This window comes from Kitasatospora sp. NPDC091257 (assembly GCF_044757675.1).
Taxonomy (GTDB): Bacteria; Actinomycetota; Actinomycetes; order Streptomycetales; family Streptomycetaceae; genus Kitasatospora; species Kitasatospora lactacystinica.
The window spans coordinates 1-11,191 of record NZ_JBIVVI010000144.1 but is presented as its reverse complement, the minus strand read 5'-3'; the positions used below and the strand labels follow the sequence as shown (position 1 = coordinate 11,191).

Genomic DNA, 11,191 nt, shown 5'->3' with positions numbered 1-11,191 from the left:
CCCGGCACCCCCGGCTGACCCGGAGCCCCCGCGCCCGCCTCCCTCCCGGAAGCCGGCACCCTCCCGAGCGCCCCGCCCTCCCAAACCCCGACAATGGACCCATGTCGGGAGCCGAACCCACCATCACCGTCCCCACCTGGCTGACGAACACCGTCACCGCCACCCACGGCGAGGCCGGCCGCCAATGGCTGGCCGACCTCCCCGCGAAGGCCGCCGCCCACCTCGCCGCCTGGAACCTCACGCTCGAACGGATCCTCGACCCCGGCGGCAGCCTCAGCCTCGTCGCGTACGTCCACCGCGACGACCTCTCCCCCGCCGTCCTCAAGATCGGCCTGCCCACCCCCGAGACCGCCCAGGAGCACACCGCCCTCGCCCACTGGGCGGGCCGCGGAGCCGTCCTCCTGCTCGACGCCGTCCCCGCCGAGGGGGTTCTCCTGCTCGAACGCCTCCACGGCGAGATCCCGCTGCGTTCCCTCGCCGAGCCGAAGGCCGCACTGGAGGCCACCAGCCTGCTGCACCGGCTCTGGACCGAACTCCCCGAGGGCCACCCCTTCCCCGCCGCCGCCCAGCGGATCGCCGCCGCCGCCCGCCTCGCGGAACGCCCCCACCCCGCCGCCGCCGAAGCGCGGCAGCTGATCGCCGAGGCCCTGGACACCGCCCGGAGCCTGGCCGACTCCGCCGACGAGTCCTTCCTCCTGCACGGCGACTTCCACCACGGCAACGTCCTGGCCGCCGACCGGGCCCCCTGGCTGGCCGTCGACCCGAGCCCGCTGGCCGGCGAGCGCGCCTACGACCTGGCCCGTCTCGCCCTGGACCGCGCCGACACCCTGCTCGGCTCCCCCGGCGCCCCCGCGGCCGTCCGCCGCCGTCTGGGCCGGCTCGCCGAGTCCCTCGACGTCGACCGGGAGCGCCTGCGCGGCTGGACCCTCTTCCGGGCCGTCGACCTCGCCCTCCGCGCCCTCGCCGCGGACCGCCGCGAGGACGCCGAGCTCCACCTCGAATTCGCCGATTCCCTCTGACCTCAAGGCCCTTGAGGCCAAAGGCACTTGGGGTGCTAGGCCCCGGTTCCCCGCAGGGGCAGCCGGGCCCCCATCACCGCGTACAGCCGGTCCGTCGCCGGGAACCGCACCGCCCGCGCCAGGTCCTGGTACCCCAACGCCCGGTACAGCCGCCGCGCCGGCGTCTCCGCGTCGATCGCCGAGAGGATGCTCCGGTCCAGGCCCGACGCCTCGCACAGGGTCCGGATGATCCGCGAGCCGACCCCCTGCCCCTGGAACTCCGGCAGCACGTGCAGCTCGGTGACGGCGAAGACCCTGTCCAGCCAGTCCCCGTACCCCCGGGCGGCCAGGTAGGGCTCGATCACCGTGCTCCACCAGTGCTCCCGCTGGTTGGGCATCCCGTACCCGAACCCGACCAGCTGCCCCCCGCTCATCGCCCCCAGCGCGATCACCCCCGGCTGCTGGGCGTGCCGTCCCACGATGTGCAGCCGTACCGCGACCTCTTCGGGCGTCAGCCCGAACGCCACCGCCTGGACCTCCAGCGCCTGCGGCGCCCAGGCCGCAAGGTCGATGGCCTCGATCGTCACCCCGGTCAGCTGATCCATGCTCCGGACGTTACTACCCGTGGCCCCGCGGCGCGGCCGAAGATCCCAACAGCACCTCGCACACCGCGCCCGCCCCGCCCGGGCCTCCCCCTCAGAACAGCACGCTCATGAACGCCCCGACCTCCCGGAACCCCACCCGCCGGTACGCGGCCCGGGCCCGCAGGTTGAAGTCGTTGACGTACAGCGACGCCACCGGCGCCACCTCCCGCAACGCGACGTCCAGGACCGCCGCCATCCCGGTCTCGGAGAGCCCCTGCCCCCGGTGCTCCGGAGCGACCCAGACCCCCTGGATCTGACAGGCTCCCTCCGTCACCGCCCCGATCTCCGCCTTGAAGACGACCTGCCCGTCCTCCCCGAACCGCGCGAACGACCGTCCGGCGGAGACGAGTTCGGCCACCCGGGCCTGGTAGAGGAGCCCGCCGTCCCCCGCCAGCGGCGACACCCCCACCTCCTCGGTGAACATCGCCACGCAGGCCGGCATCAGCGCCTCGACCTCGTCGCGCCGCACCCTGCGCACCAGCGGATCCGGAGCGATCTCCGCCGACGGCACCGAGGTCGCCAACAGCGGCTGGTGCGCCCGCACGTCCCGGGCCGGCCCCCAACTGCGCTCCAGCAGCGCCCAGAAGGCCGCCGTGGCCGCCGCCGGCCCGACGATCGAGGAGCAGCGCCGCCCCTGCCGGCGGGCCCGCTCCGCGAACGCCGCGACCGCCTCCGACCCGGCGTCGACGAGGACCAGGTTCGCCCCGGCGTAGCAGAGCGCGTCCAGCACGCCGTCCCCGTCGTACCAGCCCCACAACTCCCCGCCGAGCCGCCACGGGTCCAGCCCGACGGCCTCGACCCTGGTGGCGACGAACGCGTTGGCGACCGGGTCGCGGTGGAGAATCTCCAGGGCGTCCGGGAGGTCCGGCGGCTCCAGCACGCGGGTGGTGGCCAGGGCCCGGGCGGCCTGGAAGGAGCTCGGGAGCATCACACCTCGATCGAGCATCGAGACAGCACCTCACTGAGACGACTCTGGCCGCACCCTACTCCGTGGCCCCACCCGGCTACGGCCGCGGGGCCGTCCGCGAACGGACGGCCCCGCTTCCGGAAAGCACCGCACGGGTGCTCCCGTACGGTCAGGACAACCTACGGCTGTCAGAACACGCTACGCGGGGTTCGCTCCCGCACAAGCCGCGCGGGGGTCACTCCCCGGCGACCACGGTCGGCGCGCCCGCCTCGACGCCGGCCGCCTGCATCTGCTCGGCGAGCTTGAGCGCCTCCTCGATCAGGGTCTCGACGATCTTCGACTCCGGAACGGTCTTGATGACCTCGCCCTTGACGAAGATCTGCCCCTTGCCGTTGCCGGAGGCGACCCCGAGGTCGGCCTCGCGGGCCTCGCCCGGACCGTTCACGACGCAGCCCATGACGGCCACCCGCAGCGGCACCTCCATGCCCTCCAGCCCGGCGGTGACCTCCTCCGCGAGCTTGTAGACGTCCACCTGGGCGCGTCCGCAGGACGGGCAGGAGACGATCTCCAGGCCGCGCTCGCGCAGTCCGAGCGACTCCAGGATCTGGTTGCCGACCTTGATCTCCTCGGCCGGCGGGGCGGAGAGCGAGACCCGGATGGTGTCGCCGATGCCCTCGGCCAGCAGCGCGCCGAAGGCGACCGCCGACTTGATGGTGCCCTGAAAGGCCGGGCCGGCCTCGGTCACGCCGAGGTGCAGCGGGTAGTCGCACGCGGCGGCGAGCTGGCGGTAGGCGTTGATCATCACGACCGGGTCGTTGTGCTTGACCGAGATCTTGATGTCGCGGAAGTCGTGCTCCTCGAACAGCGAGCACTCCCACAGCGCCGACTCGACCAGCGCCTCCGGGGTGGCCCGGCCGTACTTCTCCATCAGCCGCTTGTCCAGCGAGCCGGCGTTGACGCCGATCCGGATCGGGACGCCCGCGTCCTTGGCGGCCTTGGCGATCTCGCCGACCTTGTCGTCGAAGGCCTTGATGTTGCCCGGGTTCACGCGCACCGCCGCGCAGCCGGCGTCGATCGCCGCGAAGACGTACTTGGGCTGGAAGTGGATGTCCGCGATGACCGGGATCTGCGACTTCCTGGCGATGATCGGCAGCGCGTCGGCGTCGTCCTGCGAGGGCACGGCGACCCGGACGATCTGGCAGCCGGACGCGGTGAGCTGGGCGATCTGCTGGAGCGTGGCGTTGATGTCCGAGGTCACGGTGGTGGTCATCGACTGCACCGAGACCGGCGCGTCGCCGCCGACCGGCACGTTGCCGACCATGATCTGCCGGGAGTAACGGCGCTTGGCCAGCGGCTTGAGCGGCAGGGACGGAATACCGAGCGAGATCGCGGTCATGTGCGCAGGGTTCCCCGGGGTTGAGGTGTGGTCGACCGCCCGGCCGTGACACGGCCGAGGCCGGGCGCGCTGACGATCGCGCACCCGGCCTCCACGGTACGGCACCGTCATGGCGCCCAGCACACCCGTGGTACCCGAACGCCCTAACTGATCTTCACCGGGTTCACCAGGTCGGCGACCATCACCAGCAGGGTGAAGCCGATGAAGATGCTGGCCACCACGTACGCCACCGGCATCAGCTTGGCGACGTCGAAGGGGCCCGGGTCGGGCCGCCGGAACAGCTGTGCGAACCGGCGCCGGACCGCCTCCCAGGCCGCGCCGGCGATGTGCCCGCCGTCCAGCGGAAGCAGCGGCAGCATGTTGAAGAGGAAGAGCGACAGGTTGATGCCGGCCAGCAGGTTCACGTAGAACGCGATCCGCTGGGTGCCGGGGATGTCGAGCGAGAAGACCTCGCCGCTGACCCGGGCGGCGCCGACCATGCCGATCGGCGAGTCCGGATCGCGCGGGGCGTCGCCGACGACCGCGTTCCACAGCCCCGGGATCTTGCCCGGCAACGCGATCAGCGACTTCACCCCGTTCTCGGTCATGTCGTACATCCGGTCGACCGACTGCCCGAATCCCAGCCGGACCACACCACTCGCGGGAGTGAATCCGAGGAACCCGGCCTGGACGCTCTGGCCCTTGAGCGGGACACCGTTGCCGTCGTACTTCTGGACGTCGTTGACCGCGATGGTCGGGTTGAGGGTGAGCTGCTCCCCGGCCCGCTCGACCACGACCGGCACGCTCCGGCCGGCCGACTCGCGGATGTCCGCCTGGAGCTGGTCGTAGCTGTGGATCCGGTCGCCGTCGAAGGAGAGGATCCGGTCGCCCGCCCTGAGTCCGGCCTGGGCGGCCGGGGTCTGCGGGGCGCCCTCCGGGCAGGTGTCCCGGGGCTGGCCGACCTTGACCACGCACTTCTCGACCGAGCTGACCGTCGGCACGCTCATGTTGACGCCGAAGCCCATCATGACGGTCAGGAAGAGCCCGAACGCCAGGATCAGGTTCATGAACGGACCGGCGAACATGACGATCATGCGCTTCCAGGGCTTGCGGGTGTAGAAGAGCCGGCTCTCGTCACCCTCCTGGATCTCCTCGTAGGAGGCCTCGCGGGCGTCCTCGATCATGGTTCGCCAGGGCGAACTGCTGCGCTTGGTGATCCGGCCGTCCTCGCCCGGCGGGAACATCCCGATCATCCGGATGTACCCGCCGAACGGGATCGCCTTGATGCCGTACTCGGTCTCGCCCTTCCGGCGCGACCAGAGGGTCGGGCCGAAGCCGACCATGTACTGCGGCACCCGGATGCCGAACAGCTTGGCCGTGGAGAGGTGGCCGAGTTCGTGCCAGGCGATCGAGATGAGCAACCCGATGACGAAGACCAGGATGCCGACCACCGTCAAAACCGTTGCCACCGTTGGTCCTCCGTCATGCCGCTCCGCTCATCGTCTCGTCCTACCGCAATCGGGGCCATGGGCCGACCGTCAGCCGGCCGCCAGCTCGCGGGCCCGGGCGCGCGCCCAGTCCTCCGCGTGCAGGACGTCCTCCACCGTCAGGGAAGTTCCCGCCGCCGCGGCGCCGTCCCGCTGACCGTGCTCGGCCACGACCTTGGCAACAGTGTCCACGATTCCGGTGAAGGCGAGGCGGCCCTTCAGAAATGCCTCCACGCACTCCTCGTTCGCCGCGTTGAAGACCGCCGGGAAGGTGGTGCCCAGGGCGCCCACCTCGCGGGCCAGCTCGACCGCCGGGAAGGCCTCGTCGTCCAGCGGGAAGAACTCCCACGTGGCGGCCCTGGTCCAGTCGCAGGCGGGAGCGGCGTCCGGCACCCGGTCCGGCCAGCCCAGGCCCAGCGCGATCGGCATCCGCATGTCCGGCGGGCTCGCCTGGGCCAGGGTCGAACCGTCGGTGAACTCCACCATCGAGTGCACCACCGACTGCGGATGGACGACGACCTCGATCCGGTCGAACGGCACGTCGTACAGCAGGTGCGCCTCGATCACCTCCAGGCCCTTGTTCACCAGGGTGGCCGAGTTGATCGTGACGACCGGGCCCATCGACCAGGTCGGGTGCGCCAGCGCGTCCTGCGGGGTCACCCCGGCCAGCTGCTCCCGGGTGCGGTTGCGGAACGGGCCGCCGCTGGCGGTGACCACCAGCTTGCGCACCTCGGCCCGGGTGCCGCCGGCCAGCGCCTGGAACAGCGCGGCGTGCTCGGAGTCCACCGGCACGATCTGGCCCGGCTTCGCCACCGCCTTCACCAGCGGACCGCCGACGATCAGCGACTCCTTGTTGGCCAGCACCAGCACCCGGCCCGCCTCCAGCGCGGCCAGCGTCGGCCGCAGGCCGATCGAACCGGTGATGCCGTTCAGCACCGAGTGGCACTCCAGGGCGGCCAGCTCGGTCGCCGCGTCCGGACCCACCAGCACGGTCGGCAGCGGACCGCCCGCCGCCTTCGCGGCCAGCGCCTCGCGCAGCGCCGGCTCGGCCGCCGGATCGGCCACCGCCACGGTGTGCACGCCCAACCGCACCGCCTGCTCGGCGAGCAGCTCCACCCGGCCGCCCGCCGCCGACAGCGCGACCACCCGGAAGCGGTCCGGGTTGCGGAGCACCACGTCGATCGCCTGGGTGCCGATCGAACCGGTGGAACCCAGGATCACCAGCTCCCGGGGGCCGGAGGGGTCCGCCACGGTGGGCGTGAAGCGCAGCTGCGGGTGGGCGAGCGAAGTCATGCGCCCATTGTGTCCTGTCCGCGGCACCGCCCCGGACTTCCCCGGACCTCCCCGGGCCGCCCGGCCCGTCCCGGGCTACCGTCGGAACCATGCGTACCGTCATCGCCGGGGGCCACGGACAGATCGCACTCCGACTGGAACGGCTGCTCGCCGCCCGCGGCGAACGCCCGGCCGGCATCATCCGCCGCCCCGAACAGGCCCGGGACCTCGTCGACGCCGGCGCCGAACCACTGCTGCTCGACCTGGAGGCCGCCACCGCCACGCAGCTCGCCGGACTGCTGACCGGCGCCGACGCGGTCGTCTTCGCCGCCGGCGCCGGACCGGGCAGCGGCGCCGCCCGCAAGAACACCGTGGACCGGGACGCCGCCGTACTGCTCGCCGACGCCGCCGAACTCGCCGGGATCCGCCGGTACCTGATGGTCTCGGCGATGGCCGCCGACGCCGCGGCGCACCACCCCGCCGACAAGGTCTTCGAGACCTACCTGCGGGCCAAGGGCGCCGCCGACGACGCCGTCCGGGCCCGCACCGGCCTGGACTGGACCGTGCTGCGCCCCGGGCGGCTCACCGACGGCCCCGGCACCGGCCTGGTCCGGCTCGCCCCCTCGGTCGACCGCGGCGCGGTCGACCGGGCCGACGTCGCCGCCGTCCTGGCCGCCCTGCTGCACGAGCCCGGCACCGCCGGACTGACCCTGGAACTGGTCTCCGGGAACGTCGCCGTCGAGGAGGCCGTCGCCGCGGCCCCCGGGCACGACGGCTGAGCCCGCGCGGGGGCGCGAAACGCCGGGAGGGCCCGGTTCGGCGAACCGGGCCCTCCCACCGCAGCGCTACGGCACTGCCACGACGTCGCTCAGAGGTCGAGGCCGGTCAGGACCATGACCTTCTCGACGGTGTAGTCGTCCATCGCGTACTTGACGCCCTCACGGCCGACACCGGAGTCCTTGACGCCGCCGTACGGCATCTGGTCGGCGCGGTAGGACGGCGCGTCGCCGATGATCACACCGCCGACCTCCAGCTCCCGGTGGGCGCGGAAGGCGGTCTGCAGGTCGTGGGTGAACACACCCGCCTGGAGGCCGAACGCGGAGTCGTTGACCGCCGCGAAGGCCTCGTCCACGCCGTCCACCTTGTGCAGCGACAGCACCGGGCCGAACACCTCGGCCTTGGCCAGGATGGCGTCCCCGGGCAGGTCGGCCAGCACGGTCGGGGCGTAGGTCGCACCCTCGCGGGAGCCGCCGGTGAGCACCTTGGCGCCCTTGGCGACCGCGTCCTCGACCCAGGACTCGACGCGCTTCGCGGCGTTCTCGTCGATCAGCGGGCCGACGTCGGTCGCGTCGTCGCCCGGGTCACCGGTGACCTGCGCCTTGACCTTCGCGACGACCTTCTCCACCAGCGCGTCGTACACCGAGGCGTCGGCGATCACCCGCTGCACCGAGATGCACGACTGGCCGCCCTGGTAGTTCGCGAACATCGCGATCCGGGTGGCCGCCCAGTCCAGGTCGGCCTCCGAGGACCAGTCGGCGAGCACCACGGCCGCGGCGTTGCCGCCGAGCTCCAGGGTGCAGTGCTTGCGCGGCACCGAGTCCATGATCTGGTAGCCGACCTTGTCCGAACCGGTGAAGGAGATCACCGGCAGGCGCTCGTCCTGCACCAGGGCCGGCATCCGGTCGTTCGGCACGGTCAGGATCGACCAGGAGCCGACCGGCAGGTCGGTCTCGGCCAGGATCTCGCCCAGCACCATCGCCGACAGCGGGGTCGACGGAGCCGGCTTCAGGATGATCGGCGCACCGACCGCGATCGCCGGGGCGACCTTGTGGGCGACCAGGTTCAGCGGGAAGTTGAACGGGGCGATCCCGAGCACCACACCGCGCGGGAAACGGCGCACCACCGCGAAACGGCCCACGCCGCCCGGGTCGGTGTCCAGGCGCATGGTCTCGCCGTTGGTGCGACGCGCCTCCTCGGCGGCCCAGCGGAAGACCGACACCGCACGGCCGATCTCACCGCGGGCCCACTTGATCGGCTTGCCGTTCTCGGCGCTGACCAGCTGGGCGAGCTCCTCGGTGCGCTCGGTCAGCCGCTTGGCCACGTGGTCCAGGGCGGCGGCACGCTGGTGCGCCGGAGTGGCGGCGAACACCGGCAGCGCGGCGACGGCGGCGTCCAGCGCCTCCTCGACCTGGGCCTCGGTCGGGATGCTCACCTTGCCGACCAGACGGCCGTCCCAGCTGTTGTGCACCTCGAAGTCGGCGTCACCGCTCGCCCGGCGGCCGGCGAGCCAGAAATCGTACGTGGTGGTCACCGTGGTACCGGCCCTCTCCTCGTCTGTCCTACGGCCCACGGACGTGGGACCCGGATTTGAGGGTAGGCGGGGCGGCGCGCCGACCGGATTGGCCGACTAGGAGCGTTCGCCCCCGGGGCCACTCCACCACGTCCTACCGGGGCGCGGTCCGCGTCCCGCCGGAGCCTCGTCCGCCGCCCGCCGCCCGCCGCCCGCCGCCCGCCGCCCGCCGCGTGAACCGCCCGTGCCACCCCGTACGTCACTCCTCGCCGGAACGCAGCGCCAGCCACAGCTCCATCCGCACGTCCGTGTCGTCCAGCGAACGGCCCAGCAACTCCTCGACCCGGCGCATCCGGTAGCGCAACGTGTGCCGGTGCACCCCCAGGTCCGCCGCCGCCGCGTCCCACTGGCCGTGCCGGGACAACCACGCCCGCAACGACGCCACCAGATCCCCGCGGGCCGTCCGGTCGTGCTCCCGCAACGGCCGCAGCAACCCCTCCGCGAAGGCCGTCACCGCGTCCTCGCCCAACAGCGGCAGCAGCGACCCCGCGCCGACCTCCTCGTGGTCCACCGACCGGCGGCCGCCGCGCAACGCCACCGCCAACGCCCGCTCGGCCTGCGCGTGCGCCGTCCCGGCCTCCTCCAGCGCGGCCGGCGCCGAGACACCCAACGACAGGCCCTCGTGCTCCTCCACCGTGCCCAGACAAGCCCGGTGCACCGCGCCGTTGTCCAACGCCAGCACCATCAGCCGCTGCCCGTGCGCACCGTCCTCCCGCGCCACCAACAGCTTCTCCCCCACCCGGGCGCCCGCCTGCTCGGCCCGGTCGCCCAGCTCCCCGAGCGCCTCCGCGGCATCCGCGTTCGCCGGCCCCGCCCCGGCCACCAGAACCCGTATCGTCCCCTCCGGCAGCCCCCCGAACAGCCCCACCGCCACCTGGCGGGCCGTCGCCACCTCACCGGCCAGCACCATCCGCAACAGCGCCGCGCCCATCCGCTCCTCGGCCTGCCGCAGCTCCCGCGACCGCTCCAGGGTGAGGGTCAGCAGCGCCACCGCCGCGTTCAGCACATACCGCTCGGTCGGCGTGATCCGGTCCTCGGTCCCGACCGCCAGGAAGCCCCGGGCCCGCCGGTCCGCCCCCAGCGACTGGACCACCACGTAGTCCTCGTCCGCCGTGTCTATCCCCGGCGCGCGCCCCTGCAACGCCGCACTCGACGGCGCCGGCCGCCGACGCAGCCGGTCCACCTCCGCCGCCAGCCGCCCCGCCCGGCGAGCCGCCCAGTCCGGCGCCACCACCGACAGCGCGCCCGACCCGTCGTACAGCGCCGCCCAACCCCCCAGCCGGGCCGCCAGCCGACGCACCACCGCCGTCGTGCCGTCCTTGCCGAGCGCCGCCCGGGTCAGCTCCTCCTGCGCCTCGAAGCTGGTCGTCACCGCCTCGTACTGCTCCGCGGCCAGCGCCGCCGACACCACCTTGCTGATCGCGATGAACGGCGTCGGCTCCGGCACCCGCAACAGCGGCAGCCCGCGCTGCGCCGCCGCGTCCACCAGCGGCTGCGGCACCTCGGTGTGCGACAACCCCACCCCCAGCCCCAGCCCGACCACCCCCGCGTCGGCCAACCGGTGCACGTACGCCTGCAACTGCGCCGCCGTACGGCCCAGCTTGATACCGGTGGTGAGCAGCAGCTCGCCACCCTCCAGGAACGGCGTCGGGTCGTCCAGCTCACTGGTGTGCACCCAGCGGACCGGACGTTCCAGGTGATCCGCACCGGCGAGGACCGTCAGATGGAGCGACGTGTTACGGACGACGGAGGCGAGTGTGGGGGGCATGGCACCTTCGAAGGATCGACCTGACCGCGCCGTTGCGGCCGGGCGAGGAGAGGGACGTGGGACTGGTGAGGGTCTCTCCCCTTCATTATGGACGCCCCGGACAACCCGCACTGCCGAATCCACCTCGAAGGCGACTTCCCCGGCAGCCCGCCGTCAACCCCGGAGATCCACCAGCAACGGCGGCACCTGCTCCCCCGACACCGCCGTCAACGACACCACCGCATGCCCCGCCGGCAGCGCGTGCGCCAGATCCGACGGCGACCACCGCAGCCGCTCCACGTCCCGCGTCGTCACCGACTCCGTCTGCGCCGTCGTCCCCGACAACGCCTTCCGCCCGACCCGCCCGGCCCGCCGTATCACCCCACCGGAGGTGTCGGGGGTGTGGGTGAC

At 73.1% G+C, this 11,191-nt stretch carries 9 protein-coding genes and 1 pseudogene; 2 read left to right on the top strand and 8 right to left on the bottom strand.

The window, feature by feature from the left end; genetic code table 11:
- Positions 1-101: 101 nt before the first annotated feature.
- Entirely contained in the window at positions 102-1,019 is a 918-nt protein-coding gene (locus ACIQOV_RS09650) for an aminoglycoside phosphotransferase family protein (RefSeq protein WP_401046812.1), read from the top strand.
- A 35-nt stretch (positions 1,020-1,054) separates the two neighbouring features.
- Here ACIQOV_RS09650 and ACIQOV_RS09645 read toward each other — a convergent pair whose 3' ends face one another.
- The 5 genes from ACIQOV_RS09645 to dxr form a co-directional block, all read right to left on the bottom strand.
- A complete protein-coding gene (locus ACIQOV_RS09645) occupies positions 1,055-1,603 on the bottom strand; it encodes a GNAT family N-acetyltransferase (RefSeq protein WP_359909165.1) in 549 nt (182 codons plus the stop codon).
- A gap of 91 nt (positions 1,604-1,694) precedes the next feature.
- Positions 1,695-2,570, bottom strand: coding sequence for a GNAT family N-acetyltransferase (locus tag ACIQOV_RS09640; protein ID WP_380545025.1), 876 nt, complete (start codon positions 2,568-2,570; stop codon positions 1,695-1,697).
- Between the two features lie 214 nt (positions 2,571-2,784).
- Positions 2,785-3,945, bottom strand: a complete 1,161-nt coding sequence (ispG, locus tag ACIQOV_RS09635) for a flavodoxin-dependent (E)-4-hydroxy-3-methylbut-2-enyl-diphosphate synthase (protein ID WP_359909168.1) — start codon at positions 3,943-3,945, stop codon at positions 2,785-2,787.
- A 143-nt stretch (positions 3,946-4,088) separates the two neighbouring features.
- Positions 4,089-5,393, bottom strand: a complete 1,305-nt coding sequence (locus tag ACIQOV_RS09630; protein ID WP_401046808.1) for a M50 family metallopeptidase — start codon at positions 5,391-5,393, stop codon at positions 4,089-4,091.
- Positions 5,394-5,462: 69 nt separating this feature from the next.
- A complete protein-coding gene (dxr, locus tag ACIQOV_RS09625) occupies positions 5,463-6,704 on the bottom strand; it encodes a 1-deoxy-D-xylulose-5-phosphate reductoisomerase (protein ID WP_401046806.1) in 1,242 nt (413 codons plus the stop codon).
- A gap of 89 nt (positions 6,705-6,793) precedes the next feature.
- Between dxr and ACIQOV_RS09620 the strand changes: the two genes are divergently transcribed.
- Positions 6,794-7,462 carry an NAD(P)-binding oxidoreductase gene (locus ACIQOV_RS09620; protein ID WP_401046804.1) on the top strand — a complete coding sequence of 223 codons (669 nt, stop codon included), beginning with the start codon at positions 6,794-6,796 and terminating at the stop codon, positions 7,460-7,462.
- A gap of 89 nt (positions 7,463-7,551) precedes the next feature.
- On the opposite strand, the gene ACIQOV_RS09615 is transcribed toward ACIQOV_RS09620, so the two are convergent.
- The 3 genes and pseudogenes from ACIQOV_RS09615 to ACIQOV_RS09605 form a co-directional block, all read right to left on the bottom strand.
- Positions 7,552-8,994, bottom strand: a complete 1,443-nt coding sequence (locus ACIQOV_RS09615; protein WP_401046803.1) for an aldehyde dehydrogenase family protein — start codon at positions 8,992-8,994, stop codon at positions 7,552-7,554.
- 238 nt (positions 8,995-9,232) lie between these two features.
- Positions 9,233-10,801, bottom strand: a complete 1,569-nt coding sequence (locus ACIQOV_RS09610; protein ID WP_359909183.1) for a PucR family transcriptional regulator — start codon at positions 10,799-10,801, stop codon at positions 9,233-9,235.
- A gap of 153 nt (positions 10,802-10,954) precedes the next feature.
- Positions 10,955-11,191: pseudogene (locus ACIQOV_RS09605) on the bottom strand (ATP-binding protein); the annotation flags it as partial.

Coding starts and splice junctions, on each gene's coding strand:
- ACIQOV_RS09620 (WP_401046804.1), top strand. CDS start 6,794: ATGCGTACCGTCATCGCCGGGGGCCACGGACAGATCGCACTCCGACTG.
- ACIQOV_RS09650 (WP_401046812.1), top strand. CDS start 102: ATGTCGGGAGCCGAACCCACCATCACCGTCCCCACCTGGCTGACGAAC.
- ACIQOV_RS09645 (WP_359909165.1), bottom strand. CDS start 1,603: ATGGATCAGCTGACCGGGGTGACGATCGAGGCCATCGACCTTGCGGCC.
- ispG (WP_359909168.1), bottom strand. CDS start 3,945: ATGACCGCGATCTCGCTCGGTATTCCGTCCCTGCCGCTCAAGCCGCTG.
- ACIQOV_RS09640 (WP_380545025.1), bottom strand. CDS start 2,570: ATGCTCCCGAGCTCCTTCCAGGCCGCCCGGGCCCTGGCCACCACCCGC.
- dxr (WP_401046806.1), bottom strand. CDS start 6,704: ATGACTTCGCTCGCCCACCCGCAGCTGCGCTTCACGCCCACCGTGGCG.
- ACIQOV_RS09610 (WP_359909183.1), bottom strand. CDS start 10,801: ATGCCCCCCACACTCGCCTCCGTCGTCCGTAACACGTCGCTCCATCTG.